Source organism: Roseococcus sp. YIM B11640, assembly GCF_049727625.1.
Lineage (GTDB): Bacteria > Pseudomonadota > Alphaproteobacteria > Acetobacterales > Acetobacteraceae > Roseococcus.
The window spans coordinates 142782-169430 of sequence record NZ_JBBJOZ010000006.1; the positions used below are offsets into that span (position 1 = coordinate 142782).

General features: G+C 69.0%; 23 protein-coding genes and 1 tRNA gene. 12 read left to right on the top strand and 12 right to left on the bottom strand.

Annotated elements, in window-relative coordinates:
- Positions 1-90: 90 nt before the first annotated feature.
- The 4 genes from WJM96_RS20775 to WJM96_RS20790 all read right to left on the bottom strand — a co-directional run bounded on the left by WJM96_RS20775 (position 91) and on the right by WJM96_RS20790 (position 3621).
- Positions 91-1059: a tripartite tricarboxylate transporter substrate binding protein gene (locus WJM96_RS20775; protein WP_424814468.1), complete on the bottom strand. Its 969-nt coding sequence runs from the start codon at positions 1057-1059 to the stop codon at positions 91-93.
- Positions 1060-1148: 89 nt separating this feature from the next.
- Positions 1149-2114 (bottom strand): tripartite tricarboxylate transporter substrate binding protein, encoded by a 966-nt coding sequence (locus WJM96_RS20780; protein ID WP_424814469.1) that lies wholly within the window; start codon positions 2112-2114, stop codon positions 1149-1151.
- Positions 2115-2195: 81 nt separating this feature from the next.
- Positions 2196-2663 (bottom strand): GNAT family N-acetyltransferase, encoded by a 468-nt coding sequence (locus WJM96_RS20785; RefSeq protein WP_424814470.1) that lies wholly within the window; start codon positions 2661-2663, stop codon positions 2196-2198.
- 1 nt (position 2664) lies between these two features.
- On the bottom strand, positions 2665-3621 hold the full coding sequence (locus WJM96_RS20790) for a tripartite tricarboxylate transporter substrate binding protein (RefSeq protein WP_424814471.1): 957 nt from the start codon (positions 3619-3621) through the stop codon (positions 2665-2667).
- A gap of 44 nt (positions 3622-3665) precedes the next feature.
- Between WJM96_RS20790 and WJM96_RS20795 the strand changes: the two genes are divergently transcribed.
- Positions 3666-4271 (top strand): histidine phosphatase family protein, encoded by a 606-nt coding sequence (locus WJM96_RS20795; protein WP_424814472.1) that lies wholly within the window; start codon positions 3666-3668, stop codon positions 4269-4271.
- On the opposite strand, the gene WJM96_RS20800 is transcribed toward WJM96_RS20795, so the two are convergent.
- Complete coding sequence (locus WJM96_RS20800) at positions 4266-4841, bottom strand: hypothetical protein (RefSeq protein ID WP_424814473.1); 576 nt, start codon at positions 4839-4841, stop codon at positions 4266-4268. The genes WJM96_RS20795 and WJM96_RS20800 overlap by 6 nt on opposite strands.
- A 76-nt stretch (positions 4842-4917) precedes the next feature.
- Positions 4918-5973 carry an alpha/beta fold hydrolase gene (locus WJM96_RS20805; protein WP_424814474.1) on the bottom strand — a complete coding sequence of 352 codons (1056 nt, stop codon included), beginning with the start codon at positions 5971-5973 and terminating at the stop codon, positions 4918-4920.
- A gap of 120 nt (positions 5974-6093) precedes the next feature.
- Between WJM96_RS20805 and WJM96_RS20810 the strand changes: the two genes are divergently transcribed.
- Positions 6094-6342 (top strand): hypothetical protein, encoded by a 249-nt coding sequence (locus WJM96_RS20810; RefSeq protein ID WP_424814475.1) that lies wholly within the window; start codon positions 6094-6096, stop codon positions 6340-6342.
- On the opposite strand, the gene WJM96_RS20815 is transcribed toward WJM96_RS20810, so the two are convergent.
- The gene (locus WJM96_RS20815) at positions 6343-7860 is read right to left on the bottom strand and encodes a PAS domain S-box protein (RefSeq protein WP_424814476.1); all 1518 of its coding nucleotides are present in this window, start codon (positions 7858-7860) and stop codon (positions 6343-6345) included.
- A gap of 175 nt (positions 7861-8035) precedes the next feature.
- On the opposite strand from WJM96_RS20815, the gene WJM96_RS20820 reads away from it, so the two are divergent.
- From WJM96_RS20820 to WJM96_RS20830, 3 genes are all read left to right on the top strand, one after another.
- Positions 8036-8977, top strand: coding sequence for a GlxA family transcriptional regulator (locus WJM96_RS20820; RefSeq protein WP_424814477.1), 942 nt, complete (start codon positions 8036-8038; stop codon positions 8975-8977).
- A 253-nt stretch (positions 8978-9230) separates the two neighbouring features.
- Positions 9231-9929, top strand: coding sequence for a DJ-1/PfpI family protein (locus WJM96_RS20825; RefSeq protein ID WP_424814478.1), 699 nt, complete (start codon positions 9231-9233; stop codon positions 9927-9929).
- 2 nt (positions 9930-9931) lie between these two features.
- Entirely contained in the window at positions 9932-10891 is a 960-nt protein-coding gene (locus WJM96_RS20830; protein WP_424814479.1) for a Bug family tripartite tricarboxylate transporter substrate binding protein, read from the top strand.
- A gap of 105 nt (positions 10892-10996) precedes the next feature.
- On the opposite strand, the gene WJM96_RS20835 is transcribed toward WJM96_RS20830, so the two are convergent.
- A tRNA-Leu gene (locus WJM96_RS20835) sits at positions 10997-11082 on the bottom strand.
- 147 nt (positions 11083-11229) lie between these two features.
- Between WJM96_RS20835 and WJM96_RS20840 the strand changes: the two genes are divergently transcribed.
- From WJM96_RS20840 to gltB, 3 genes are all read left to right on the top strand, one after another.
- The gene (locus WJM96_RS20840; RefSeq protein WP_424814480.1) at positions 11230-12162 is read left to right on the top strand and encodes a complex I NDUFA9 subunit family protein; all 933 of its coding nucleotides are present in this window, start codon (positions 11230-11232) and stop codon (positions 12160-12162) included.
- Positions 12163-12349: 187 nt separating this feature from the next.
- On the top strand, positions 12350-13786 hold the full coding sequence (locus WJM96_RS20845) for an NAD(P)-dependent oxidoreductase (protein ID WP_424814481.1): 1437 nt from the start codon (positions 12350-12352) through the stop codon (positions 13784-13786).
- A 5-nt stretch (positions 13787-13791) separates the two neighbouring features.
- Positions 13792-18315 carry a glutamate synthase large subunit gene (gltB, locus tag WJM96_RS20850; protein WP_424814482.1) on the top strand — a complete coding sequence of 1508 codons (4524 nt, stop codon included), beginning with the start codon at positions 13792-13794 and terminating at the stop codon, positions 18313-18315.
- 123 nt (positions 18316-18438) lie between these two features.
- Here the strand turns inward: gltB and WJM96_RS20855 are convergent, their stop codons facing one another.
- The gene (locus WJM96_RS20855; RefSeq protein WP_424814483.1) at positions 18439-19125 is read right to left on the bottom strand and encodes a hypothetical protein; all 687 of its coding nucleotides are present in this window, start codon (positions 19123-19125) and stop codon (positions 18439-18441) included.
- Between the two features lie 138 nt (positions 19126-19263).
- Here WJM96_RS20855 and WJM96_RS20860 point away from each other — a divergent pair, with 138 nt between their 5' ends.
- From WJM96_RS20860 to WJM96_RS20870, 3 genes are all read left to right on the top strand, one after another.
- Positions 19264-19932: a glutathione S-transferase family protein gene (locus tag WJM96_RS20860; protein ID WP_424814484.1), complete on the top strand. Its 669-nt coding sequence runs from the start codon at positions 19264-19266 to the stop codon at positions 19930-19932.
- Positions 19933-20033: 101 nt separating this feature from the next.
- A complete protein-coding gene (locus tag WJM96_RS20865) occupies positions 20034-20984 on the top strand; it encodes a lysylphosphatidylglycerol synthase domain-containing protein (protein ID WP_424814485.1) in 951 nt (316 codons plus the stop codon).
- A gap of 95 nt (positions 20985-21079) precedes the next feature.
- Complete coding sequence (locus WJM96_RS20870) at positions 21080-21670, top strand: cysteine hydrolase family protein (RefSeq protein ID WP_424814486.1); 591 nt, start codon at positions 21080-21082, stop codon at positions 21668-21670.
- Positions 21671-21708: 38 nt separating this feature from the next.
- Here the strand turns inward: WJM96_RS20870 and WJM96_RS20875 are convergent, their stop codons facing one another.
- Positions 21709-23349, bottom strand: a complete 1641-nt coding sequence (locus WJM96_RS20875; RefSeq protein ID WP_424814487.1) for an NAD(P)/FAD-dependent oxidoreductase — start codon at positions 23347-23349, stop codon at positions 21709-21711.
- A gap of 94 nt (positions 23350-23443) precedes the next feature.
- On the opposite strand from WJM96_RS20875, the gene WJM96_RS20880 reads away from it, so the two are divergent.
- On the top strand, positions 23444-23809 hold the full coding sequence (locus tag WJM96_RS20880; RefSeq protein WP_424814488.1) for a DUF6481 family protein: 366 nt from the start codon (positions 23444-23446) through the stop codon (positions 23807-23809).
- Positions 23810-23871: 62 nt separating this feature from the next.
- Here the strand turns inward: WJM96_RS20880 and WJM96_RS20885 are convergent, their stop codons facing one another.
- Positions 23872-25089 carry an aminotransferase class III-fold pyridoxal phosphate-dependent enzyme gene (locus WJM96_RS20885; protein WP_424814489.1) on the bottom strand — a complete coding sequence of 406 codons (1218 nt, stop codon included), beginning with the start codon at positions 25087-25089 and terminating at the stop codon, positions 23872-23874.
- Positions 25086-26642 carry an ABC transporter substrate-binding protein gene (locus WJM96_RS20890; RefSeq protein ID WP_424814490.1) on the bottom strand — a complete coding sequence of 519 codons (1557 nt, stop codon included), beginning with the start codon at positions 26640-26642 and terminating at the stop codon, positions 25086-25088. Before WJM96_RS20890 ends, WJM96_RS20885 begins: the two co-directional genes overlap by 4 nt.
- Positions 26643-26649: the final 7 nt, after the last annotated feature.

The following is a 26649-nucleotide window of genomic DNA, read 5'->3' on the forward strand; positions in this document are numbered from 1 at the left end:
GCTTGCGGATTCAGGGTCGCGATTTGCAACCCTGAATTGTACGGACCATAAGATGGCCTGGTCGCTCAGGTGGGGCCGAAGCCCGCGTCGTCAGCTCAGGCGCAGACCGAGCTCCTGGATCAGCTTGCGCTCCTCTTCCATGGTCTGGCGCACATAGGCCGTGTAGTCCGCGCTGTTCTTGTACATCGGCGCCATGTCGTAGCGGTCCAGCACGCTCATGTGCACGGGGTCGGTCACCGCTTCCTTGAAGGCGGCGTCCAGGGCGCGGGTGATGCCCGGGTCCATGTTCTTCGGGCCCCCGATGCCATAGGGGCTGACCGAGACGATATCGATCCCGCTCTCCTTCAGCGTCGGCACATTGGGGAAGCTCTTGGCGCGGGCCTCGCTCCACACGGCCAGGCAGCGCAGGCTGCCATCCTTGACCTGCGGCCCCCAGCCGGAGCTGTCGGCCAGGATCTCGATCTGCCCGCCCAGCAGGCTCTGCATGTTCTCGGCGACGCCGCGGAAGGGCACATGGGTCCACTCGATGCCCTGGGACTTGGCGATCTGCTCCATCGTCAGGTGCAGCGACGTGCCGACGCCGGGCGTGCCGTAGTTGAGCTTGCCCGGCTCGCGCTTCGCAGCGGCGATGAGCTCGCCCAGCGTGCGCCAGGGAGCGTCCGGCCGAACCACGATGCCGAAGAGGTAGCCCGTGATCAGCGACACATAGGTGAAGTCCGCCAGCGGATCGAAGAGCGCGCGGCTGTTCAGCAGGGGCTGGCGCATCACGCTGATGGGGAACTGGCTGAGCACATAGCCGTCGGCCGGCGTGGTCAGCAGGAATTGCGCGCCCAGCACGCCGCCGGCGCCCGCCCGGTTCTCCACGACCACGGTCTGGCCGAGCCGGCGTCCGGCCGCCTCGCACAGGGCGCGCATGGCGATGTCGGAGGTTCCGCCCGGCGCCCAGGGAACGAGCATGCGGATGGGGCGGCTCGGGAAGTTCTGCTGCGAATAGGCGGGGGCGGCGAGAGTGGCGGCGAGCGGCAGCGCCAGCGCGCTGCGGCGGCTGATGGTGGACATGATATTCCTCGATCTTGGTGTTGCCCCGTCTATCGCCGCTATGCAGTCGCACGGCAAGCCGGTCCGCGTCGGCCAGGGGCGGCGCCCCTTCAGTCCATGCGAAGCCCCAGCCGTCGCACGGCCGCGCTTTCCTCCTCGTTCAGGCGGCGGGCGAAATCGGCATAGGCCTCGGGGTCCATGTAGCGGACCGGCATGTCAAAGCGATCGAGCGTCGCGACATGCTGCGGGTCCAGCAGCGCGGGCTTGAACCCGTCATGCAGGGCACGGACGATACCGGGATCCATGTTCTTTGGCGCGCCGAGGCCGAAGGGGCTGTCTGAGACGATATCGATGCCCGTCTCCCGCAGCGTCCGCACATCCGGGAAGCGCTTGGCGCGCTCCGAACTCCAAACCACCAGCAGGCGGAAGCGGCCCTCCTGCACCATGGGTGCCCACCCCGTGCTGTCCGCGACCGATTCCACCGAGCCGTTGAGCAGCGCCTGGGTCGTGTCCGCGCCTCCGCGGAAGGGGACGTGGAGGAACTCGATGCCGCGCTCGGCCGCGATGCGCTCCATCGTGATGTGCAGCGAGGAGCCGACGCCCGGCGTGCCGTAGCTCACCTGGCCCGGATGGGCCTTGGCGTAGTCGAGATACTCCTCCCAGGTGCGATAGCGGCTGTCCGCCCGGACCACCACGCCGAAGACATAGCCGGTCAGGTGGATCACCCAGGTGAAGTCGGACATCGGGTCGAAGGTCGGGCGGCGCGACATGTAGGGAATGCGGAAGATGGTCACCGGCATCTGTCCCACCAGATGTCCGTCGCCGCGCGTTTCCTGCGCAATCAGCGCGGGGCCGAGCGTGCCGCTCGCGCCCGGACGGTTCTCCACCACCACGGTCTGGCCCAGGTTGCGCGAGGCGATGTCCGCCAGCACGCGCAGATGCGTGTCGGCGGAGCCGCCGGGCAGCCACGGCACGACAAGGCGAATGGGACGGTTGGGAAAACCGCTTTGTGCCAGTGCGGGGGCGGCCAACAGGCCTGGCGCCGCCAGCAGGGCGCGCCGGGTGGGGCGGAACATGACATCTCCTCGTCTGCCGGCGCTGTTGCCGCGCCGTACCCGCAGTCTGGCAGGCGAAGGCGGCGCGGGTCCAGGACAGCGTCAGAGGATGAGGCGGAGGAAAACCGTTCCGGCCACGGGCGTCTCATAATACGGCGCCATCGGCTCGAAGCCGAGGCGGCGATAGAGCGCGATGGCGGCCGTCATGCTGGGCAGCGTATCCAGCCGCAGCTCGCGATGGCCGGCGGTGCGCGCCTCGCCCGCCAGCGCCTCCACGAGCGCCGCACCAAGGCCGAGGCCGCGCCCGGCGGGGCGGACGTAGAGGCGCTTCATCTCGCAGCAGCCGGCTTCGGGCAGGGGGCGCAGGGCGATGCAGCCCAGCGCTTCGCCGTCTTCGCCATGCGCCAGCAGAAGCCGCCCGGCGGGGGGCGCGTACTTGCCGGGCAGCGCGGCCAGCTCGGCCTCGAATCCCTGATAGGCGAGGTCCACATCCAGCCCGGCGGCGTATTCGCGGAAGAGCCGTGCGACGGTCTCCATCTCCTCGGCCGGCCGGATGATGAAGCCCGTCATCTCAATCCATCCGGAGGTCCAGGCGACGGATCTCGGCAGCCTCGTCGGCCGCGAGCTGCCGCGCGAAGCTGCCGTAATCCTGCGAGTCCATATAGCGCAGCGGCATGTCGAAGCGTGCGAGCATTTCCAGATGCCGCGGATCCATGAGCGCGGGCTTCAGCGCATCATGCAGCTCGCGCACCACGCCGCGATCCATGTTCTTCGGGCCCGCGAGGCCGAAGGGGCTGTCGGCGACGATGTTGAGGCCGCCCTCGCGCAAGGTCGGTACCTCCGGGAAGCGTGGCGCGCGCGTGGCGCCCCAGGTCACGAGCAGCCGCAGCGTGCCGTCCTGGACGAGCGGCGCCCAGCTCGTGCTGTCGGCCGTGCAGTCCACCGCGCCGGAGAGTACGGCTTGGGCCGTGTCGGTGCCGCCACGATAGGGCACGTGCAGGAAGCTCGCGCCGGTTTCGCGGGCGATGCGCTCCATCGCGATGTGCGGCGACGAGCCCATGCCCGGCGAGGCGTAGCTGAGCTTGCCGGGATTGGCCTTCGCGTGGGCTAGCATATCGTCCCAGCTCCTGAACGGGCTGTCGGCACGGACCACGACGCCGAAGCAATAGCCGGCGAGGTGGATGATCCAGGTGAAATCCTGGGCCGGGTCGAAAGCCGGGCGGCGCATCATGGCCGGGATGCGGAAGGCGGTGATCGGAATCTGGCCGATGAGGTGACCGTCGCCTCGCGGCTCCTGGGCCAGAAGACCCGGGCCCAGCGTCCCGCTGACGCCGGGCCGGTTCTCCGTCACGACCGGCTGGCCCAGATGGCGGGACGCGAGGTCGGCCAGCAGCCGGAGGTGATCGGCCGAGCCGCCGGGTAGCCAGGGCACGATCAGCCGGATGGGCCGGTTCGGGAAGCCCGTCTGGGCCAGGGCCGGCGAGGCGAGAGAGGCCGCGAGGAGGGAGCGTCGCGTGACACGGAACATCGGCGCATCTTCCGCCCCTGGGGAAGACGCCGCAATCTGGGTCCATGCATCGCCGCATGATCCTGACGCTGGGGACGCTGGTCCTCAGCCCGGTAGCCTCCGGCCAGCCGGCGTTTCTGCCGGACGGAGAGGCCGTCGCACTGCTTCGCGGCGGTGGCCTCAACCTGTATTTTCGCCATGGCATCACGGACCGCAGCCAGTCCGACAGCGGGCGGCGCGGCGACCGCGCGGGCCAGCGCAACCTGAGTGCCGCCGGCCGCGAGCAAGCGACCAAGCTCGGTCGCGCCTTCCGTGCCCTGGACATCCCGGTGGCGGAAGTGTTGACCAGCGAGGTCTTCCGCGCGCGCGACACGGCCGAACTCGCGTTTGGAGCCGCCCGCGTGGAGCCCGACCTGATCGCGGACGACTACACTCCCGGCAATGCAGCCGAGGATGCGCGCCACGTCTCGCGCCGCCTTGCCACGCCGGTGATCGGCGGCAACCGCGTCATGGTCGGGCATATCGTGCCGCTTGGCCTCATCCTGGGCCGCTCGCTGGCGCAGGCCGAATTCCCGGAAGGCGCGGCGGCGGTGTTCAGGCCGCTCGGAGCGGATTGGGAATTCCTGGGCTTCGTCCGCGCCGAGCAGCTGATCCGCGCCGCGGAATTATGAGACCGGATGGAACGCGGCGCTGAGCTCGCTCAGCTTCTCGCGTTCGGCTGTCGAGACGCGCGACGTGATTCCGAGCAGTCCGCCCGTCGAGTCTGCGACCTTCTTGGCTTGGTCCATCACGCTGTGCTCGAGCGCCTTGCGGGCATCGAGGTCGAGCGGCGTGGCGAGCGCAGTGACATAGGCCTTCCACGTTTCTGCGAGGCTCGCCGGGGGCGGGGTACGGAGCCAGCTCTCCAGCAGCGTCGAGGCTGGGCTGCCGCGCAGCACGCCGTGCTCGTGCGCCGCATCCATGACCGCCTGGCGCTCCAGATCCGGGATGACGCCATCCGCCCAGGCGATGAGGACCAGGGGCACGAGGGTCAGTGCGGCCACGGTGTCCGAGCTGAGGCCGAGGGCGCCGAGGCGGTCGAGCAGGGCATCGTCGTGCGTGCCGGCTGTGGCCGCGAGCGCCTGGCGCGCGTCGCGGCGCGCGGCCTCATCCACGAGCTTGCGCCGGAGCATCTCGTTCTGCTGCGCGAAGAAGGCCTCCTCGAGGCCGGCGCGGCGAGTGTCGAGGAAAAGGCTAGACATGACGTGCGATTCTCCTGACCGAGCAGTTGGCGTTGTCAGGGAGAACCGTGTCGGAACAGGAAGGTTGCCCGTCGGTCTATTCGCGGAGGAAGTCCCGCAGCGCCTCCGCCCAGAGCGCAGCATCGCCGGTCGTTCCATGGCCACGGGTATCGGGGCCTGCCGGGATGAGATGCATCCTGCCATTCGGCACGCGCTTCATCGCCGTTTCCATCACGCCGGTTTCGGGCGGGTTTCGTTCGTCATCGGCGGCGTTGATGGCCAGAACGCGCGCGCGGATGCGCTCGAGGCCCTGGCTGGCATCGAAGTCTCGCGACGAGTCCCACTGGTAGACGAAGTCATTCGCATCGGCGGGCGGGGCGGCGGCGAGACGCCGGTCCACCAGGGCATCGGCACGGGCGCGGTCCGGTGCGGCGGCCTGATAGAAGAGCGTGCCGCCATTGGTCGCGGTCGCGAAAAAGACGTTCGCGATGCGGAGCGAGGCCGGGGGCTCGGTGTAGTTGCCGTCCCGGTAGGTGGGATCCTGCCGGATGGTCTCCACCATCAGGCGCCGCAGCATCCAATTTCGGGCGGCCATCGGCGTAGGCTGGGCGGCCATGGGCACGACCGCGTCCATTGCCTCGGGATAAGTCACGGCCCAGAGCCAGGCATGCATGCCGCCCATGGAATTGCCGAGGATCAATCGCAGCCGCGGGATGCCCAGACCCTCTGTGACCAGCCGGTGCTGGGCTGCAACCATGTCGGCATAGTTATAGCGCGGGAAGGCGGCGCGCATGCCGTCGGATGGCTTGGCGGACCGTCCGGCGCCGAGGGCGTCGGGCAGGATGATGAAGTGGCGCCGGGCGTCGAGCGGCTGGCCCTCGCCGAAGAGCTGCCCGGCGAAAGCCGGCGTCAGCATGCCGCGCGCCGACCCCGCCGTGCCGTGCAGCACGAGGACCGGCTGGCCGGTCGGCTCGCCGATGGTGAGATAGCCGAGGCGAAGTTCCGCAATTGTCTCGCCGGTGTGGAACCGGAAGTCGCGGGCGATCCAGCTGCCTTCGCGGGGCGCCGGATAATCTGCGGCGAGGGCAGGGCTGGCGGACATGGCGAGGCCCACGACCACGGCGGCGCGCTTGAGCGCGGCAAGGCCCGACATGACGATCTCCCGATTCTTCTCGTGCCGAGCGTAGCAGCGGGTCATCCAGGCGCGGAAGCCGCAACCACAACCCCTCGCGCGACGTTATGCCGACGCCCCGTTCCCCCCAGGATGCACCCCATGTCCGCCACCCTTCCCAGCTATCATCACCATCCCGACTCGCTTTGGCTGGCGTCGCCGCTGGGCCAGTGGATGATGGCGCATGTGGATAGCGTGGCTGAATCGCTGTATTACGGCCGCAGCTGGGCCTCGGCGGCGAGGGGCTTCGCGAGATCGGGCCTGCTGGACCTCCGCGGCCGCGCTCCCTCCGCCGTCACCGCCGAAGAGACGTGGCGCAGGGTCTTGGACCGTACCTTCCAGCAGGATTGATCAGCCGCTCAGCTCGGAGAGGGGGAGGCGGAGGCGGATCGAGACCCCGCCTTCCTTCCATTCGCGATGGATGCTGCCGCCGAGAGTTCCCTCGACCGCCGCGCGCTCCAGCATCGTACCGAAGCCCTCCTCGCGGTGGTCTTGCTGCAGCCTCGGCCCTCCTGTCTCCACCCAGTCGAGCAGCAGCACCCCGTCCTCGGCCCGCGACGTGATATCCACGCGCCCCGCCGGGGCCGACAAGGCGCCGTATTTGGCCGCGTTGGTCGCGAATTCGTGAAGGAGCAGGGCAAAGGAAGTGAGCGGCCCGCTTCGGATTGGCACATCCGCGCCAGAGATGCTGATGCGTGGTGCCGCCGTCGAGTCATGGGGCGCGAGGATCACGCGCAGGAGCGAGAAGAGTTTCGTCGCCTGCGATTCCATGCTCCCGCCCGGCGAGAGGTCGGGCAGGGTGAGCTCATGGGCACGAGAGAGGGCGTTGAGCCGCTCGCGCAGGAGGGTGGCGAGCTCGGTCACATCGCTCGCCGTCGCGGCGCTGAGCCCGATGAGGCCGCTGGCCACCGCGAAGAGGTTCTTCACGCGGTGATTCATCTCCCGCAGAAGCAGCATCTGACGCTCGCGTGCGCGCTTCAGCTCGGAAATGTCGCGGGCGATCTTCGACGCGCCGATGACGCGGCCGTGCGGATCCCGGACGGGCGAGACGCTCAGCGAGATGTCGATCAGGCTGCCGTCCTTGCGCCGCCGCTGCGTCTCGTAATGGCTCACCGGCTCGCCCGCGCGAATCTTGCCGATGATCAGATCTTCCTCCGCCAGACGCTCGGACGGGATGAGGATCGTGATGTGCCGCCCGATGGCCTCTTCCGCCGTCAGGCCGAACAGGCGGCGCGCGCCCGGGTTCCAGCTCTGGATGATGCCGTCCAACGACTTGCTCAGGATCGCGTCGTCCGAATTCTCGACGATCGCGGCGAGCCGGGCGTTGACGTCGTGCATCGCATTACGCGTTTCGGCCCCGTGCCGGAGAGCCTCAAGCAGGCGTGCGTTGTCGATCGCGATGCCCGCATGCACCGCGATGGCCGAGACGACTTCCTCCTCTTCCTCCCCGAACACCTCCGGCTCGTCATGCATGAGCAGCAGGCCGCCCAGGACAGCGCCCGTGCGGGAGATGACCGGAACTGCCAGGTAGCTCACGACCGGCAGCTGCATCTGCGGCATCACCAGGTGCTGCGCGTCGCGAAGAAAGCGCGGGTCGTTCCGGATATCGCCGGAACGGACGATGTCGGTGCTGAAGGTGGGAGCGAAGCCTTTGGTCTCGCCCGGGATGGGAAATGTTTCGAAGGTCCCCTGGGCCGCCCCCGAGAGCGAATAGAGGCTGAATGCCTCCCCGGAGGAGGCATCGGAAGCGTTGTAGAAAAAGGCCCCGATCTTGGCCCCCGACCATTGCGTCGCGGCATCGGTGACCATATTCATGAGGCCGGAAAGCTCCAAATCGCTCGCGATGGCGCGGGCGATGCTGCTGAACATCCGCAACCGCTCGGCCTCACGGGCAGGAGAGGCGGAGGTGGTTCTTTCCCGATCGATCACAGGCCGTCCTTGTGTTGCGGCCAGATTGGACTCTTCATTGGCCGGATCATAGCGGCAACTCCGCCCGCAGGCGATCCTTGTGGCGGGAAATTCCTGGCCATGGCACTTTTCGCCAATGCCCCGCGATATCCTGATCCTGGCCTATCCCGGCATGCAGCCAATCGATCTGGCCGGGCCTTTCCAGGCCTTCACAGCGGCCGATGAGGAGGCGGGCGGCGGGCAGTACCACCTGCGCGTCGCCGCAGAGAGGGCCGGAATGGTCGCGATGCAGGGTGGCCTGCCGATCGTCGCCGAGCCCATCCCGCGCCGCCCGGTCGACACGCTGCTCATCCCGGGCGGGCCCGGCGTGCATGTGGCGCGCAAGTCGGAAAGGCTCGTATCCGCCGTGCGCCGCCACGCGCGAACGGCACGCCGCGTTTCTTCCATCTGCACGGGTGCCTTCATGCTGGCCGAACTGGGTCTGCTGGACGGCAGGGCGGCGACAACGCACTGGCGAGCCTGCGATCTGCTCGCGCGCGAGTTCCCGTCGATCCGGCTCGAGCCCGACCGGATCTGGGTACGCGACGGGGCCATCTGGACCTCGGCCGGGGTGACGGCGGGGATCGACCTGGCCCTGGCAATGATCGAGGAGGATCTCGGGGCAGCCCTGGCCGCGAAGATCGCGCGCCGGCTGGTGGTCTATATGCGCCGCTCGGGCGGGCAGTCGCAGTTCAGCATGCCGCTCGAGATTCAGGATTCGAACAGCTTCGCCGCGCTGATGGGCTGGGCCGAGGAGAACCTGCATCTGCCCCTGACGGCCGAGGCCCTGGCGAAGCACGCGGGAATGACCCCGCGAAGCTTCCACCGTCATTTCTTCGCAGCGACAGGTTCGACCCCCGCCAAGGCAGTGGAGCGGCTGAGGATCGACCGGGCCTGCGCGCTGATGGAAACCACGCGACTTTCCAACGGCGCCGTTGCCCGCGAGGTCGGCTTCGGCTCGGAGGAGCGGATGCGGCACGCCTTTGCGCGCGGGTTCGGCGTGGGGCCGGCCGAATGGCGCGCGCGCTTCGGCGCGTAACGCCGGGGCCTTCCATCCAGGGCCGTGCCATGCTGCGATGGCGTATAGGGACAGCGCACAGCGGACGGCCGGCTCGGCAGCGGAGAGATCCGCGCCATGTGGAAGCTCGGATGCGCCTCGCCTCTCTTCAGCCTTTCGCCTCTTTCGTGGTTCTGCAGGCCCGGTGCGGGGCGTTGGCAGAAAAACCCGCTCCTTTGTCATTCCTGCCAGGTCGTTGTCCGGCCTAGCCTGGGGCTGAGAACAGGAGAATCCCATGTCCACACCGCCACTCGTCGCCGGCCTCCTCGTCTTCCCGGGGCTCACCCAGCTCGACATGACAGGCCCTTATGAGGTGCTGGCTCGCCTGCCGGGCTGGCGCGCCGAGATCGTCGCGAGGTCGATGGAGCCGGTCCGCACCGACAAGGGCCTGACCATCCTTCCGACGCTGGATTTCGCCGGCGCCCCGCAACTCGACCTGCTGGTGGTGCCCGGCGGGCCCGGCACGGATGATCTGCTGCTGGACGCGGAAGCGGTTGACTTCGTGCGGAAGCAGGGACAGGCCGCGCGCTACATCTTCGGCATCTGCACGGGCAGCATGCTGCTGGGCGCCGCCGGCCTGCTGAAGGGCAAGCGTGCCGGTGGCCATTGGTCCGCGCGCGATCTGCTCTCCCAGTTCGGCGCCACGCCCAGCGATGCGCGCATGACGGTCGACGGCAACCTCTACACCGCCGGCGGCGTCACCTCGGGCATCGACATGGCTCTCAAGCTCGCGGCCGACCTCGTGGGGGAGGATGTGGCCCAGCAGATCCAGCTCCAGATCGAATACGACCCGGAGCCGCCCTTCCGCTCGGGCACGCCCTTCGTCGCGCCGCCGGACATCCTCGAGCGCGCCAAGAAGGCTGGCGCGTCCCGCCGGGAACTGCGCGAACGGCTCGTTGCCCAAGCTGCCGCCCGCCTTCAGGAAAAGGTCTGACCATGCGCCGCCGCCATCTCCTTGCCTCGCCCGCCCTGCTGCTGGGAGGTGGCGCCGCCTCGCAGTCCTGGCCCGACCGGCCTGTCCGCCTCATCGTGCCCTTCGGGGGCGGCGGGCCGGCCGATGCCGTGGCGCGGATGGCGATGGAGGGGGCGTCGCAGGCGCTCGGCCAGCGCATCACCATCGAGAACCGGCCGGGCGCCGGGGCGGTCGTCGGCACGGAAGCTGTGTTCCGGGCCCCGGCGGACGGTGCGACCTTCCTGCTCGCCACCGTGTCGCATGTGGTCTCGGCCGGGATCATCGCGCGGCTGCCCTACGACCCGGACAAGGATTTCCGTGGCGTCGCGCTGACAGGCACGGTGCCGTTGGTTGTGGTCGTTCACCCCGACAACCCCGCGCGGACCTTCCCGGAACTCCTCGCCAGGATGCGGGAGCCCGGCGAGCACGACTACGGCACTTCCGGCGTAGGCTCGGCGCAGCACCTCGGCGGTGCGCTGCTCGGCGCCATGGCGGGGTTGCGGCTGAACCAGGTGCCTTATCGCGGCAATCCCTCCGCGCTGACGGACCTCGCCGGCGGGCGGCTCACCTTCGTGATGGAGAGTACTGCGACCACGGTGCCGCTGGTGCGCGCGGGAACCTTGAAGGCGCTGGCGGTAACGGGCCCGGCGCGCTCTGCCCTGCTGCCCGACGTGCCGACGGTGGCCGAGAGTGGCGTTCCGGGGTTCGAGGCCTACACGTGGAACGCGATCCTGGCCCGTGCCGGCACCCCGGAATCTGCCATCCGGGGCATGAATGCAGCAGTGAATGCCGGGCTGAAATCCCCCACGACGGGAGACCGCCTGCGCAATGCCGGTATCGAGGTGACCGACAGCATGACGCCCGACATGGTCGACGCCTTCGTGGCCGAGCAGGGGGCGAAGTGGCGGCCTTTGCTGACGGCTGCGGGCGTCAGGCCGGAGTAGCCTCTCCGAGGCTGTTCGCCTTTTGCGACGGCTGCGGGAACGATGTCAGGGGGTCTGCCGCGGGATGATCCGGCGGGACTGATCCTCGCGGAAGATCCGGGGTGATGGTGCCCAGGAGAGGACTCGAACCTCCACGACCTTGCGGTCACTGGCACCTGAAGCCAGCGCGTCTACCATTCCACCACCTGGGCAATCTTGAGCGGCGAAGTGAGCGGGGAGATATCCGTGCCGCGTCAGGCCGTCAACCCGCCCCCTCGGCATCCCGCGACGAATTTGTGTCGACGCTTGGCGGGCGCTGCCGGCCCTCGTATGTCACGGGACGGATGGAGGGTTCTTCGATGCGCAAGGTGGCGACGGTTTTCGGCGGTTCCGGGTTCATTGGCCGTCATGTGGTGCAGCGCCTGGCGCGTGAGGACTGGGTCGTCCGCGTCGCGACGCGTGACCCGCTCGGCGCGCATGGCATGCATACCATGGGCCGCGTGGGACAAATCGCGGGCCTGGCGGCGGACGTGACGGATGAGGCCGCCGTGGCGCGCGCCGTCGAGGGCGCGGGGGTCGTCGTGAATTGCGTCGGCATCCTGCATGGCAAATTCGACGCGGTGCAGGGCGAGGGGCCCGCGCGCATCGGCCGCCTCTCGCAGGCGGCGGGGGTCGAGCGCGTGGTCCATATCTCGGCCATCGGTGCCGACGCCGCGAGCCCCAGCGCCTATGCGCGCAGCAAGGCGGCAGGCGAGGCGGGGCTGCTCGCCGCTTTCCCCAGGGCCACCATCCTTCGTCCCTCCATCGTCTTCGGCGAGGCCGACCACTTCTTCAACCGCTTCGCGCAGATCGCGATGGTCTCGCCCATCATGCCCGTGATCCACGGCGAGACGCGCTTCCAGCCTGTCTATGTGGGCGACGTGGCGCAGGCGGTGACCGTTGCGCTGCACGACCCGGCCACCGAGGGGCAGGTCTATGAGCTCGGCGGCCCCAAGATCTGGACCTTCCGGGAGCTGCTGCAGTTCATCCTCAAGGAGACGGGGCGCCAGCGCCGGATGGTGAACATTCCGCACGGGATCGCGGCAATCCAGGCCAGCCTGGCACAGCTCCTGCCCAATCCGCCGCTAACGCGGGACCAGCTGATCCTTCTCTCGAAGGATAATGTGGTGGCTTCCGGCGCCCAGGGCTTCGAGGCTTTGGGCATCGCGCCGGGTGCGGTGGAGGCTCTGGTCCCCTCATATCTGGGGCGGTTCCGAGTGGGCGGGGCCCGGCGTATCGGTGAAGCCATGTAGGTCCGAGTTGGACCTATAATGCGGAGCCAGATTTATAAAACCTGCCGTCGCCGGAACGGTTTCGACATAATAAGTCAGTAGATATGACCTAATTGTCGTTTTTGCTCTGGCGCGGCTGTCAAACGTCATTTAAGGGACCTCGAAAGCTCGCCGCGTGAAACGCGGCCATTCCCCCTCGAGGTTCCCCATGGCTGACCGCATGTTGCAATTCGTCCGCCTGCAGCAGCAGACGCCCCCCAAGCGTCCGGCGAGCCTGCGCCGCGAGGACTTCAACGAAATCTACGATCGTTTCGCGCCGGAGAAGGCGTCCGCGCAGGCCAGCCGCTGCAGCCAGTGCGGCGTGCCATTCTGTCAGGTGCACTGCCCCCTCAACAACAATATTCCGGACTGGCTGAAGTTGACGGCCGAGGGGCGGATGGAAGAGGCCTACGAGGTCGCCTCCGCCACCAACACCTTCCCCGAGATCTGCGGCCGCGTCTGCCCGCAGGACCGTCTCTGCGAAGGCAACTGTGTCATCGAGGCCGGCTTCGACAGCGTCACCATCGGCTCGGTCGAGCGCTACATCGTCGACACCGCCTGGGAGCAGGGCTGGGTGAAGCCGCCCACGCCCACCCGGGAGCTCCCCTATAGCGTCGGCATCATCGGCGCGGGCCCGGCTGGCCTGGCCGCGGCCGAACGGCTGCGCATCCGCGGCTTCCAGGTCCATGTCTACGACCGCTATGACCGCGTCGGCGGCCTGATGATCTACGGCATCCCCAACTTCAAGTTGGAGAAGGAGATCGTCCTCCGCCGGTGGGAGCAGTATGCGGCGGGCGGTATCCAGTTCCACATGAACGTGGCCGTCGGCCAGGACGTCTCGCTGGCCGAGCTGCGCGAGCGCCATGACGCCGTCTTCATCGCGACCGGCGTCTACAAGGCCCGCGACATCGAGCTGCCGGGCAGCGAGCTCCAGGGCGTGGTCCCCGCGCTCGACTACCTCACCGCCTCCAACCGCAAGGGCCTTGGCGACGCGGTGCCGGAGTTCGACGGCGGCGCGCTGAACGCCGAGGGCCGCGACGTGGTCGTGATCGGCGGCGGCGACACGGCGATGGACTGCGTCCGCACCGCCATCCGCCAGGGCGCGACTTCCGTCTCCTGCCTCTATCGCCGTGACAAGGCGAATATGCCGGGCTCCATGCGCGAGGTGAGCAATGCGGAGGAGGAAGGCGTGCGCTTCCTCTGGCTCTCCGCGCCCGAGGCCTTCCTGGGCGGCGAGAGCGTCACCGGCGTGCGCGCCGTGAAGATGCATCTGGGCCTGCCGGACGCGAGCGGCCGGCAGCAGGTCGCCCCCATCGAAGGCAGCCATTTCGTGGAGCCCGCGAGCCTCGTCATCAAGGCGCTGGGCTTCGACCCCGAGGATCTTCCGCTCGCCTTCAACGAGCCCGCGCTGCCGGTCTCCCGCTGGGGCACCCTGAAGGTAAACTACAAGACCATGATGACCGACCTGCCGGGCGTCTTCGCCGGCGGCGACATCGTGCGCGGCGCCTCGCTCGTCGTCTGGGGCATCCGGGACGGCCGTGACGCGGCGGAGCAGATCGAATCCTACATCATGGCCAAGGCCGAAATCCCCCAGGCGGCGGAGTGACCGACATGGAAAACGGGAAGCAGTTCGTCGAGGCCTATGAGGCCAACAAGTCCCTCCTGGACGCGGCCGGCATCGACACGACGGAGCATGACGCCTGCGGCGTCGGCCTCGTCGCCTCGCTGAGCGGCCAGGCCACTCGCGCGGTTGTCGAGGCTGGCATCAACGCGCTCAAGGCTGTTTGGCACCGCGGCGCCGTGGATGCTGACGGCAAGACCGGCGACGGCGCGGGCATCCATGTGGAGATCCCGCAGGAATTCTTCGCCGAGGCCGTGCGGAACGGCGGCGACAAGCTGCGTCCCGGCCCCATCGCGGTCGGCCAGGTCTTTCTGCCCAAGACCGATTTCGGCGCGCAGGAGCGCTGCCGCCAGATCGTCGAGACGGAAATCCTGGCGCTCGGATACGGCATCTATGGCTGGCGCCAGGTGCCGATCAACGTGGCCGTCATCGGCGAGAAGGCCAATGCGACACGCCCCGAGATCGAGCAGATCCTGATCTTCGACCCGGACCAGCGCCCGGCCGCGACCATGGAGCGCGACCTGTACGTCATCCGCCGCCGTATCGAGAAGCAGGCGATCGCGGCGCAGATTCCCGAGCTGTACCTGTGCTCGCTGTCGACGCGCAGCATCGTCTACAAGGGCATGTTCCTGGCCGAGGCCCTGACGGAATTCTACCCGGACCTTCTGGACAAGCGCTTCGTGTCGCGCTTCGCGATCTATCACCAGCGCTACAGCACCAACACCTTCCCGACCTGGCGCCTGGCGCAGCCCTTCCGCATGATCGCGCACAATGGCGAGATCAATACGCTGTCAGGCAATGTGAACTGGATGAAGGCGCACGAGACGCGCCTCTCGCACCCGCTGCTGGATGCGCATCTGGACGACATCAAGCCCGTCATCCAGGCCGGCGGCAGCGATACCGCGAGCCTCGACAATGTGTTCGAGCTGCTGGTCCGGGGCGGGCGCGACGCGCCCATGGCCAAGGCCATGCTCATCCCGGAATCGCTCGGCAACAACGCCACGATGCCGGCGAACCATCATGACTTCTTCCTCTACTGCAACGCCGTGATGGAGCCGTGGGACGGTCCGGCCGGCCTCTGCGCGACGGATGGCCGCTGGGTGGTGGCGGGCCTCGACCGAAACGGCCTGCGTCCGCTGCGTTTCACGGAGACGCTCGACGGCCTGCTGATCGTGGGCTCCGAGGCCGGCATGGTGAAGATCCCGGAGGATCTGATCCGCGCCAAGGGGCGCGTCGGGCCCGGCCAGTGCATCGGCGTGGACCTCGATGAGGGCCGCCTCTACCTGGATACCGAGCTCAAGGACACGTTGGCGAACCGTAAGCCCTTCGGCGAGTGGGTGAGCCGCACGACGCCGATCGACGACATCGTGAAGTCGCGCTCCGTTGCGCACGAGCCGATGCGCGGCGAGGCGCTGCGCCGCGCGCAGGTCGCCATGGGCGGCACGCTGGAGGAGTTGGAGCAGATCCTTCACCCGATGGTGGAGGACGCGCAGGAGGCTGTGGGCAGCATGGGCGACGACACGCCCATCGCCGTGCTCTCCAGCCAGTATCGCGGCCTTCACCACTACTTCCGCCAGGCCTTCAGCCAGGTGACGAACCCGCCCATCGACAGCCTGCGGGAGACGCGGGTGATGTCGCTCAAGACGCGGCTCGGAAACCTCGGCAACATCCTCGATGAGGACCCGACGCAGTGCGACATGCTCATGCTCGACAGCCCCGTGCTGTCGAGCGCCGAGTTCCTCGCCATGCGCGACTACATGGGCGCCGATGCCTGCGAGGTGGACTGCACCTTCGACGCGGCGGCCGGTGAGGCCGGGCTGCGGCAGGCGCTGAACCGCATCCGCCGTGAGGCCGAGGACGGCGTGCGCAGCGGTTGTCTGCACGTCATCCTGACGGACGAGGCGCTGGGCCCGGATCGTGCGGCGATACCGATGATTCTCGCGGTCTCGGCGGTGCATACGCATCTGGTGAAGACCTCGCTGCGGACCTTCGTCAGCGTCAACGTGCGCTGCGCGGAATGCCTCGACGTGCACTATTTCGCGGTGCTGATCGGAGCAGGCGCCACCACGGTGAACGCCTATCTGGCCGAGGCTTCCATCGCCGACCGCCATCGGCGCGGCCTGTTCGGAGACATCACGCTGGCGGCCGCCATCGGCCGATACAAGAAGGCCGTGGACAAGGGGTTGCTGAAGGTGATGTCCAAGATGGGCATCTCCGTGATCTCCTCCTACCGCGGCGGAATGAATTTCGAGGCGATCGGGCTCTCCCGCGCGCTGGTGGCGGAATTTTTCCCCGGCGTTGCGTCCCGCATCTCGGGCATCGGCCTCGCGGGCCTCGCGCGGCGGGTGCTGGGCCTGCATGCGAAGGCCTTCTCCAGCGAGGTTCCCGCACTGCCTGTGGGTGGCCTCTACAAGCTGCGTCAGCGTGGCGAGGCGCATGCCTTCGGCGGGCAGCTCATCCACACGCTGCAAAAGGCGGTTGAAACCGACAGCTACCAGACCTTCAAGCGCTACAGCGAGGCCGTCCGCAAGCAGCCGCCGGTGGCGTTGCGCGATCTCCTGGATTTCCGCGCCGAGAACGTGACCCCGGTTTCGCTGGAGGAAGTCGAGAGCATCACCGAGATCCGCAAGCGCCTCATCGCGCCCGGCATCTCGCTCGGCGCCCTCAGCCCCGAGGCGCATGAGACGCTCTCCATCGCCATGAACCGCATCGGCGCCCGCAGCGACAGCGGCGAGGGCGGAGAGGACCCGGCCCGCGCCAAGCCGCGCGCCAATGGCGACAACGCGAACAGCGCCATCAAGCAGATCGCCTCGGGCCGCTTCGGCGTCACCGCGGAGTATCTGAACAACTGTCGCGAGATCGAGATCAAGGTCGCGCAGGGTGCCAAGCCCGGCGAGGGCGGCCAGCTTCCGGGCTTCAAGGTTACGGGGCTGATCGCGAAGCTGCGTCACTCCACGCCCGGCGTGATGCTCATCTCGCCGCCGCCGCACCACGACATCTACTCGATCGAGGATCTGGCGCAGCTCATCTATGACCTGAAGCAGATCAACCCGGACGCCTCGGTCTGCGTGAAGCTCGTCTCGCGTTCGGGCATCGGCACGATCGCGGCCGGCGTCGCCAAGGCCAAGGCGGATGCGATCCTCGTCTCCGGCCATTCGGGGGGCACGGGTGCCTCACCCGTCACCTCGATCAAGTATGTCGGCCTGCCCTGGGAGATGGGCCTCTCCGAGACGCACCAGGTGCTGCTGCTCAACCGCCTGCGCCACAGCGTGAAGCTGCGGACGGATGGCGGTCTCAAGACCGGGCGCGACGTGGTGATCGCGGCCATGCTCGGTGCCGAGGAGTTCGGCATCGGCACGGCGTCGCTCGTGGCCATGGGCTGCATCATGGTCCGCCAGTGCCACAGCAACACCTGCCCCGTCGGTGTCTGCACGCAGGACGAGGCGCTGCGCGAGAAGTTCGTCGGCACGCCGGAGAAGGTGATCAGCCTCTTCTCCTTCGTAGCGGAGGAGGTTCGCGAGATCCTGGCCTCACTCGGCTTCCGGAAGCTGGAGGAGGTGATCGGCCGCACGGACCTGCTGAAGCAGGTCAGCCGCGGTGCCGAGGACCTCGACGACCTCGACCTCAACCCGCTGCTGGTGAAGGCCGATGCCGGCCCTTATGCGCCCTTCTGCACGATGGAAGGCCGCAACGAGGTGCCGGAGACGCTGGACGCCGACATGGTCCGCGATGCGGCGGCCCTCTTCGACCGGGGCGAGAAGATCCAGCTGGCCTACAACATCCGCAACACGCACCGCGCGATCGGCACCAAGGTGTCCTCCCGCATCGTGCGGCAATACGGGATGACGGGGCTGCAGGATGGGCACCTCACGGTGCGGCTGCGCGGCAGCGCGGGCCAGTCGCTTGGCGCCTTCGGCGTGAAGGGGCTGAAGCTCGAGGTCTTCGGCGACAGCAACGACTACGTGGGCAAGGGCCTCTCGGGCGCTACCATCGTGGTGCGGCCCGCGCCGTCCTCCTCGCTGGTGTGGAACGAGAACTCCATCATCGGCAACACCTGCCTCTACGGGGCGACGGCCGGCGCGCTCTACGCGGCGGGCCAGGCCGGCGAGCGCTTCGCCGTCCGCAACTCGGGCGCCATCACGGTGGTCGAGGGCGTGGGCGCCAATGCCTGCGAGTACATGACGGGCGGCACGGTGGTGATCCTGGGCGAGGTCGGCGACAATTTCGGCGCCGGCTTCACCGGCGGCGCGGCCTTCGTCTACGACCCGAACGCCACCTTCGAATGCCGGATCAACCCGGAGACGCTGCAGTGGCAGCGCCTGGCCTCGGCCTTCTGGGAGGGCGAGCTCAAGCGGCTGATCGAGCGGCATGTGGCCGAGACGGGCAGCCGCCACGCGGCGCGCATCCTGAACGACTGGGACAAGGAGCGGGGCGCGTTCTGGCACGTGGTGCCGAAGGAATACGCGAAGTACCTCGAGCGCCCGATGACGGAAGTGGCCGCGGCGGCCGAGTAGCCGCGCCACTCCATAGCTCCGGCCGCGAATAGCGGCCGGTGCCACTCACGAGCCAGCGCCGCCGGGCGACCCAGTGCCGCGGCGAGGCCGCGGAATGCGGTCGCCCGGGTCTGACGGCAAGAATTAAGCGCCCGTAAAAGCGCCCGTCTTCGGGTGATAGGGAAAGCTGCCCAGGCCGCGCGACGAATAGAAGTTGCGGCACGCCTCGACCGTCGCGAGGAACTCCGCCTCGCCGGAGATGAAGCCCGCGAAGGTGTCGTCATCGTTCTTCACGCCGCGATTGTCGGGCGAGAGCCAATCGTCCTGGCAGCCGTGCTGGATGCGCGTCACCAGCGTGCTGTTGAGCTGGCGCAGCAGTCCCGCGGCCTCGGCGCCGTAGGAGCCGCGCTTGGCGCCCTCCTGGGCCGAGATGCGGATGCGTCGCCACCCGTGGGCCGCGCCCTGCCACACGCCCATCAGGTCGTAGTCGGAGACGTAGAGCGAGCCCTTCACTAGAGGCTCCCCGTCGCGGAAGAGCGGCGCGCCCGTGCCGTCGCGCTGGACCTTGTGGATGGAGACCACGCCGGAATCGCCCGTCTTCTTCACGACCGCGCCGATCTTGGCCGGCAGCAGCCCCTGCCAGGCATAGGAATCCGGCTTGGGGCAGCGGACGACGATGCAGAACCCGCCCGCGGTGAAGCGCTTCAACGCCGCAACGTCGGCCGCCAGCATGCCCGCCTTGCGAGCCAGCTCGATATCCGCCGCGCCGATGCCGGCCTTCTTCGCCTCGGCGTCGCGCGCCAGCGTCATGATCTCACCCAGGGTGATCATGATTCCTCCCGTGATGTCAGGAGGGGAGAGGTAGACCACGTGCGATCGCATGGATCGGGAGGAATTGTCGCATCTGTGTCGTGAGGCGCCGTGGTCTGCGGCCTTCCGGGAATCCCCCGCAAATGGCATAGATACGGCGTGCGAATCCTTTACCATCTGCCCCTCTCGCCCTATTCCCGCAAAGTCCGCCTCGCGCTCGCGGAGAAGCGCATTCCATTCGAGCTCCGCGTCGAGAGAGTCTGGGAGCGGCGGGAAGAGTTCCTGGAGCTGAATCCCGCCTGCACCGTCCCCGTGCTGGTCGAGGAGAACGGCCTCGTCGTCGCCGACAGCTACGCCATCTGCGAGTATCTCGACGAAGCCTATCCGGACGTGTCCCTTTTCGGCCGCACGCTGTCCGAGCGCGCCGAGGTCCGGCGCCTTCTTTCCTGGTTCGACAATATCTTCGGCACCCAGGTCTCGCGGAACCTGCTGTGGGAGCGGCACATGAAGCGCCAGCTCGGCCAGGGGAACCCAGACGGGGCGGCGATCCGCGCGGGGTACCAGAACCTCAAGGCGCACATGGAGGTGATCGGCTGGCTGGCCGAGCGCCGGAGCTGGCTCGCGGGCAATCAGCTGAGCCTCGCGGATTTCGCGGCGGCCGCGCATCTCTCGGCCCTGGACTATGTGAATGACGTGGACTGGACGCTGAACACCGCGGCGCGCGACTGGTACAGCCGCGTGAAGTCGCGCCCCAGTTTCCGCACCCTGCTGACCGACAGGGTCAGCGGCATGGAGCCACCAGCCCACTATATGGACCTCGATTTCTGATCCGGACGGTTCGGGGCTATATGCCGCCCCGAGTTTTCGCCAGGGCCGCCACCATTTCCGACGAAGAGAGCAAAGAGGCACCGCCGCCCGTTCGCGGAGGCTTGCGGAACGGCCTGATCTTCGCCGTGCTGGTGCTGGCCGCGCTGGTGGCGATCAACGCGCAGGACATCTCCTCAGTAGGGCGCGTGCTGGCGGCCTGGCCGCTAGTGCTGCTGGCCTCGTTGGCCGCCCACCTGCCGCAGCTCCTCTTCACCGCACGCGCCTGGCTGGCCCTGCTGCCGCGCGCCGAGCGGCCGCGCTTCCGCCGCCTCTTCATGCTGCGCTGGTACCGCGAGGCCGCCGATTCCCTCATCCCGGCCGGGATTGTGGTGGGGCAGGCGGCGGTGGTGCGGCTGTTGATGCGCGACGGCATGGGCGGCGGGCTGGCGGCGGGCTCGGCCGCCCTCGGCATTACGCTCGAGGCGGTATCGCAGGCCCTGTTCACCCTGCTCGGCCTGGGCGCCTTCCTGATGCTGGATCACGAGGCGGGGACGATGGGCTTCCTCATCGGCGCGGGCCTCGCGGGCCTGACCTCGGTCGGGCTAGTCCTGGTGCAGCGGCCCCCGGCCCTGGCGCTGGCCCGGCGCCTGCTGGAGCGGCTGTCGCGCCGTTGGCCCCGGCTGAACCCGGCCTGGATCGACCGGCTCCAGGCCTCGCTCGCGCGTATGCATGCCGATCGGGGCGCGCTGGCGCAGGCGACGCTCTGCTATCTCGGCTCCTGGTGCATGGGGGCGGTCGAGATGTTCCTGCTGCTCAACATCATGGGCCACCCCATCAGCTTCGCCGAGGCGCTGGTGCTGGAGAGCTTCGCCCAGGTGATCCGCAGCGCGGGCTTCCTCTTGCCCGGCGCGGCGCTGGTGCAGGAGGGCGGGATCGTGGCGGCGGGCGCGCTGATCGGCGTGCCGGCCGGCACCGCGCTGACCGCCGCGCTGATCCGCCGCACACGGGAGATCTTGGTGGGCATCGTCGGCCTGGAGCTCTGGCGGCGGGACGAAGCGAGGGGCCGGGCCTGAGCATGCGCCCGCCGCATGACGTGCGCGGCGTTCGGCGAAGGGGACAGGACCGGGGGGCGATGCCAATCTCCGTCCATCCATAGGGAGAACCCAGAATGACCGAGCCCAAGACCCTGCTGCAGTTGGCGGGCGCCAGCCTCGCGCCGCCGCGCCTCGCCGATGCCGCGCTGGTGGTGATCGACGCGCAGGGCGAGTACCGCGAGGGGCGCCTGCCGCTGGAGGGGATCGATCCGGCGCTGGAGGTCCTGTCGGGGCTGCTCGAGCGGGCCCGCGCGGCGGGCGCTCTGGTGATCCATGTGGCGCACAAGGGCCGCGCCGGCGGCCTCTTCGACCGCGATGCGGCGGGCGGCGCCATCCTCGCCGCCGCCGCGCCCCGGGCGGGGGAGGTGGTCGTCGAGAAGCCGCTGCCCAATGCCTTCGCGCAGACCGAGCTGGCCGAAAGGCTGGGGGGTCGGAAGGAGCTCGTGATCGTGGGCTTCCAGACGCATATGTGCGTGAGCTCCACGGCGCGCGCGGCGCTGGACCTCGGCTATCGCGTCACCATCGCGGCTGATGCCTGCGCCACCCGCGCGCTGCCCGACCCGGTGACGGGGAAGGGCATCAGCGGTGCGGAGATCCATCGCCACGCGCTGGCCGAGCTGGCGGACCGGTTTGCGATCGTCGTGCCGGCAGCCGCGCTGAGCTGATTTTTCACTTCCGGTCCGAGGCTGAGCCTCGGACCGCCTCAGCCGTAAGGGACCGTGGCCGTCTCGGCATGCCGGCCGCTGCTGCGGACCGGGCCCCCGCCCGTCATCGCCAGTGCCACGGCCTCCGCCACGCGGATCCCGTCCACACCCGCCGAGAGGATGCCGCCCGCATAGCCCGCGCCTTCGCCGGCCGGGAACAGGCCGGGCGTGCTGAGGCTCTGGCAATCCTCGCCGCGCTCGATGCGGAGCGGCGAGGAGGTGCGCGTCTCCACCCCCGTCATCACCGCATCCGCGAGCGTGAAGCCGGGCAGGTCGCGGTCGAAGGCCGGCAGGGCCTCGCGCAGGGCGGTCACCACGAAATCCGGCAGGCAGGCCGTGAGGTCGGTGGGCTTCAGCCCGGGCCGGTAGGAGGGGACGACCTCGCCCAGCGCCGTGGAGGCCCGCCCCGCCAGGAAATCCCCCACGCGCTGGGCCGGGGCGACATAGCCGCCGCCGCCCGCCTCGAAGGCCTTGGCCTCCCAATGGCGCTGAAACTCGATGCCGGCCAGCGGGCCGCCCGGATAGTCGTCGGGCGTGATGCCGACGACGATGCCGGCATTCGCGTTCCGCTCGTTGCGCGAGTACTGGCTCATCCCATTGGTCACGACCCGGTTGGGCTCGGAGGCAGCGGCGACCACGGTCCCGCCGGGGCACATGCAGAAGGAATAGACGTCCCGCCCGTTGCTGGCGTGATGCACCAGCCGGTAGTCGGCCGCGCCAAGAAGCGGATGGCCCGCATTGGAACCGAAGCGGTCGCGGTCGATGAGTGATTGCGGATGCTCGATCCGCACGCCGATGGAGAAGGGCTTGGCCCGCATGGCCACGCCATGGCCATGCAGCATGGCGAAGGTGTCACGCGCCGAATGGCCGATGGCCAGCACCACATGCCGCGCCGCGATCCGCTCGCCGGTCTGCAGCACCACGCCTGCCAGCGCGCCGCCCTGGATCATCAGGTCGTCCACGCGGGAGCCGAAGCGGTACTCGCCGCCGAGCGATTCGATGGTCTCGCGGATGGATTCCACCATCTGCACCAGCCGGAAGGTGCCGATATGCGGCTTGGAGACGTAGAGGATCTCCTCCGGAGCACCGGCTTTGACGAATTCCTCCAGCACCTTGCGGCCGAAATGGAAGGGGTCGCGGATCTGCGAATGCAGCTTGCCGTCCGAGAAGGTGCCCGCGCCGCCCTCGCCGAACTGCACATTGCTCTCCGGATGCAGGATGCCGCGGCGCCAGAGGTCCCAGGTGTCCTTCGTCCGCTCGCGCACCTGCTTGCCGCGGTCGAGGATGATGGGGCGGAAGCCCGACTGCGCGAGGATCAGCGCGGCGAAGAGCCCGCAGGGCCCCGTGCCGACCACGATAGGGCGTTCCGTCAGCCCCTCCGGTGCGGTCGCCACGGGGCGATAGGCCATGTCCGGCGCCTCGCGCACCTGGGCTGGGCCTTTGGTGAGGACGGCGGCCTCGTCCGCCACCTCTACGTCGAGCGTGTAGGAGAGAACGATCCGGCGCGGGTTGCGCGCGTCGTAGCCGCGCCGCACGACGGTGAAGCCCAGTGCCGGCGCGCCCAGCCGCTCGGCCACCGCGTGGTCCAGCGCCTCGGGCGCGTGATCCAGCGGGAGGCGGATTTCATGAAGCCGTAGCATCGGCGTTCAGTCGGACGGGACATGCATGCAGTCAAGGCGTGGGATGCAGAACCCCCATCTCGCGCAATGCGAAAAGCTTTGCTAGGAGCCGCTCATGGCTGCCCGACGAGACACCTTTGACGAACGCCGTGGCGATGCTGCGGCCGCACGACTGAAGCTGCTGGAGAAGTTCAAGGCCCGACCGCCTTCGGACTCGCCGGAGGTTCAGGCCCGCCTGGAGGCGCAGCGCCTGCAGGGCGAGAAGCGCCGCGCGAAGGAGGCCGAGGCCATCCGCCGCGCGGAGGAGAAGGCCGCCGCCCTTCTCGCCGAGAAGGAGGCCGCGGCCGCCGCCAAGAAGGCTGCCGCCATCGCCGCCGCCGCCAATGCCGCCGCCGAGGCGCGCCGCCGCACAGCCATGATGCTGGCGCAGCAGAAGGCCGAGCGCGACGCGCGCATCGCCGCGCAGCGCAAGAAGAAGTAAGTTTGGCGGGCGACCTCGCGCCCGCGTTTCCGGCCCGAGGCTGAGCCCCGGGCCGACGGGACCTAGCCCCGCAGCCCCTTGATCGCCTCGAATCCGGCCTCGGAAGCCGCCAGCACGGCGTCGATGTCCGCTTCCGTATGCGCGGCGCAGAGGAACATGTTGTGCCGCGGGTGCAGGAAGGCGCCCTCGGCCAGGGCGGCCTGGCAAAAGGCCCGGCCCATCGCGAAATCCTGATCCCCGTCGAAGAGGAAGAGCGGCATCGAGACCGGCCCGGTCTGGCGCAGCCCGACATTGGCCTGCCGCGCGCGCTCGGCGAGGCCGGTGCGCAGGCGGTTTCCCAGCCGCTCCAGATGCCCCACCACGTCGCGCTTCTCCAGCTCCTCCAGCGTCGCCACAGCCGCCGCCATGGCGACGGAGGAGCACCAGAAGGAGCCCGTAACGAAGATCCGCGAGGCCGCGTCGCGCAGCGAGTCGCGCCCCGTCACGGCGGCCAGCGTGTGGCCATTGGCGATGGCCTTGCTCCAGGCCGAGAGGTCGGGGCGAACGCCCACCGTCTCCCAGCTGCCGCCGGCATGCAGGCGGAAGCCCGCGCGCACGTCGTCGACGATCAGCGCGGCGCCCTTGCGGTCGCAGATGGCGCGGGCGGCGGCCGCGAATTCCGGCGTCGGCAGCTCCTGGTCCACGATGTTGTCGTGCCGGAAGCCGGTGACGAGGATGGCGGCGAGGTCGTTGCCGGCGGCGTTCGCAGCCGCCTCCAGGCTCGCCACGTCGTTGTACTCGAAGCGCAGCTGGTGTGCCTTGTCGGACTCGTTGGTGCCGAGCGGGACCGGCGTGCACCAGGGCGCCGCCCCGTGGTAGGAGCCGCGCGCCATCAGGATGGTCCCGCGCCCGGTGGCCGCGCGCGCGATGGTGACGCAGGTCGTGGTCGCGTCCGTGCCGTTCTTCTGGAACATGGCCCAGTCGGCGGCGGGCACGCGGTCCACCATGCGCTCGGCGAGCTCGACCAGCACGGGGCCGGGGCCGTTCAGGCAATCACCCATCTCGGCTTGCCGGCGCGCGGCGGCGTCCACGGCCGGGTCGTGGTGGCCGAGGACGATGGGCCCCCAGCTGCACATCAGGTCGACATACTGGCGGCCATCGGCATCCCAGACATGGCCGCCCTGGCCGCGCGTGAAGAACTGCGGATAGCCCTCGGGCAGCTTCTTCGCGTCGAGATGCCCCCACATGCCGCCGGGAATGACGCGGGCGGCACGCTCGCGAAGTGCGGAATCCTGACTCAAAGCTTGGCTCCCCAGAACATCGGATAGGCGGCCTGCGGCAGGTCGCGCAGACGGTCGCGATAGCCGGCCGGAATGGTGAACTGCCCCCACATCACAGCGGGTACGTGCTGTGCGGCGGCACCCTGGATCGCCCCCGCGATACGCTTACGCTCCTCGGGCGTGGGGGCGGCAGCGAATTCGCCCAGCATGCGCTCGATGCCGTGGTCGCAATCCCAGCCTGGATAGTCGGCGCAGGTGTTGGACACGTAGAAATGCGTGAGCGGCGAGAACATGTCCGTGCCGTTGGAGTAGACGGCGAAGGCATGCCAGCCCTCGCGCCGCGCGCGGCGGGCGAGCACGGTGCCCCAGTCCATCTGCTGCTCTTCGACGTTGAAGCCGGCCTGCTGCATGTTCTGGATCATCACGGCCGCGGCCGTCTGGCTGATGCTGCCGGCGACCGTCATGAAGATGATCTTCTCGCCGCGGTATCTGGTCGCGGCCAGCATGCGCTTGGCGCCCTGCACATCGATGCCCATGGCCTCCGCCCCGGCGCGGCTGTCGAAGGGCGCGTCGCAGAGGAAGAAGGAGGGGCAGGGCGGCGCGCGAAAGCGCTCCGGCACGCCGATGGCCGTCAGCACGGAGGCCTGGTCCGCGCAGTGCCACAGCACGCGGCGGATGGCGGGGTCGTCCATCGGGGCCGCTGCGTGATTCAGACGGAAATTGCCTTGGAACATGTGGATGCCGCCGAGCCCGAGCAGCCTGACGCCCCGCGCGCGCTCCAGCCGCGAGAGCAGGTCGAAGGGCAGGTACTGCATGTAGTCGATCTCGCCCGCGATGAGGGCGGTGGCGCCCGTCGCCTGGTCGGGCATGACGCGGAGGTTGATCGCGTCCAGGTGCACGCGCTTGCCGCCGGCGAGGAAATCGGCGGGCTCCTCGCGCGGGACATAGCCCTCGAAGCGCTCCAGGATCATGTAGTTGCCCGGCCGCCAGTCGGCCGCGCGGAAGCGGAAGGGGCCGCTGCCGATGATCTCGCGGATGCGTGTCTCGACCGGCACGCGCGCCAGCCGTTCGGGCAGCATCACCGGAAGCGGCGCATTGGGCTTGCCCAGCACGTCGAGGACGAGCGGGAAGGGCCGAGAGAGCGTCAGGCGGAAGGTCCTGGCATCCGTCGCCACCAACTCCGCCTTCGCGGCCCAGAGCATGCGGCCCTGGGCGTCGCGCGGCGCCCAGCGTTCCAGGCTCGCCACGCAATCGGCCGCCGTGACGGGCGTGCCGTCGTGCCAGAGCAGGCCGTCGCGCAGGCGGAAGTGCCAGACCAGCCCGTCCGAGCTCGTCTCCCACGCCGCGACCATCTGCGGCTTGATCATGCCCTGGCCGTCCATGGCGAAGAGCGTGTCGAAGACGTGGTAGCCGAAGGTGCGCGTGATGGCGGCCGTCGTCGCGTGCGGATCGAGGATCACGACCTCGCTCTCCAGCACGAGGTTGGCGGTGCCGGCGGCGCGCGCCGCCGGGGCGATCCAGGGCAGGGCGAGTCCCGCCACCGTGGCGCGGCGGGTGATTTTTGTCGGACTCATGGGATGG

What these genes read in the sequence shown, in the direction of transcription:
- WJM96_RS20785 (WP_424814470.1), bottom strand. Translation starts at nt 2,663, where the DNA reads ATGACGGGCTTCATCATCCGGCCGGCCGAGGAGATGGAGACCGTCGCA.
- WJM96_RS20855 (WP_424814483.1), bottom strand. Translation starts at nt 19,125, where the DNA reads ATGATCACCCTGGGTGAGATCATGACGCTGGCGCGCGACGCCGAGGCG.
- WJM96_RS20845 (WP_424814481.1), top strand. Translation starts at nt 12,350, where the DNA reads ATGGCTGACCGCATGTTGCAATTCGTCCGCCTGCAGCAGCAGACGCCC.
- WJM96_RS20790 (WP_424814471.1), bottom strand. Translation starts at nt 3,621, where the DNA reads ATGTTCCGTGTCACGCGACGCTCCCTCCTCGCGGCCTCTCTCGCCTCG.
- WJM96_RS20780 (WP_424814469.1), bottom strand. Translation starts at nt 2,114, where the DNA reads ATGTTCCGCCCCACCCGGCGCGCCCTGCTGGCGGCGCCAGGCCTGTTG.
- WJM96_RS20775 (WP_424814468.1), bottom strand. Translation starts at nt 1,059, where the DNA reads ATGTCCACCATCAGCCGCCGCAGCGCGCTGGCGCTGCCGCTCGCCGCC.
- gltB (WP_424814482.1), top strand. Translation starts at nt 13,792, where the DNA reads ATGGAAAACGGGAAGCAGTTCGTCGAGGCCTATGAGGCCAACAAGTCC.
- WJM96_RS20800 (WP_424814473.1), bottom strand. Translation starts at nt 4,841, where the DNA reads ATGTCTAGCCTTTTCCTCGACACTCGCCGCGCCGGCCTCGAGGAGGCC.
- WJM96_RS20840 (WP_424814480.1), top strand. Translation starts at nt 11,230, where the DNA reads ATGCGCAAGGTGGCGACGGTTTTCGGCGGTTCCGGGTTCATTGGCCGT.
- WJM96_RS20815 (WP_424814476.1), bottom strand. Translation starts at nt 7,860, where the DNA reads ATGTTCAGCAGCATCGCCCGCGCCATCGCGAGCGATTTGGAGCTTTCC.
- WJM96_RS20875 (WP_424814487.1), bottom strand. Translation starts at nt 23,349, where the DNA reads ATGCTACGGCTTCATGAAATCCGCCTCCCGCTGGATCACGCGCCCGAG.
- WJM96_RS20870 (WP_424814486.1), top strand. Translation starts at nt 21,080, where the DNA reads ATGACCGAGCCCAAGACCCTGCTGCAGTTGGCGGGCGCCAGCCTCGCG.
- WJM96_RS20830 (WP_424814479.1), top strand. Translation starts at nt 9,932, where the DNA reads ATGCGCCGCCGCCATCTCCTTGCCTCGCCCGCCCTGCTGCTGGGAGGT.
- WJM96_RS20810 (WP_424814475.1), top strand. Translation starts at nt 6,094, where the DNA reads ATGTCCGCCACCCTTCCCAGCTATCATCACCATCCCGACTCGCTTTGG.
- WJM96_RS20795 (WP_424814472.1), top strand. Translation starts at nt 3,666, where the DNA reads ATGCATCGCCGCATGATCCTGACGCTGGGGACGCTGGTCCTCAGCCCG.
- WJM96_RS20820 (WP_424814477.1), top strand. Translation starts at nt 8,036, where the DNA reads ATGCCCCGCGATATCCTGATCCTGGCCTATCCCGGCATGCAGCCAATC.
- WJM96_RS20805 (WP_424814474.1), bottom strand. Translation starts at nt 5,973, where the DNA reads ATGTCGGGCCTTGCCGCGCTCAAGCGCGCCGCCGTGGTCGTGGGCCTC.
- WJM96_RS20825 (WP_424814478.1), top strand. Translation starts at nt 9,231, where the DNA reads ATGTCCACACCGCCACTCGTCGCCGGCCTCCTCGTCTTCCCGGGGCTC.
- WJM96_RS20890 (WP_424814490.1), bottom strand. Translation starts at nt 26,642, where the DNA reads ATGAGTCCGACAAAAATCACCCGCCGCGCCACGGTGGCGGGACTCGCC.
- WJM96_RS20880 (WP_424814488.1), top strand. Translation starts at nt 23,444, where the DNA reads ATGGCTGCCCGACGAGACACCTTTGACGAACGCCGTGGCGATGCTGCG.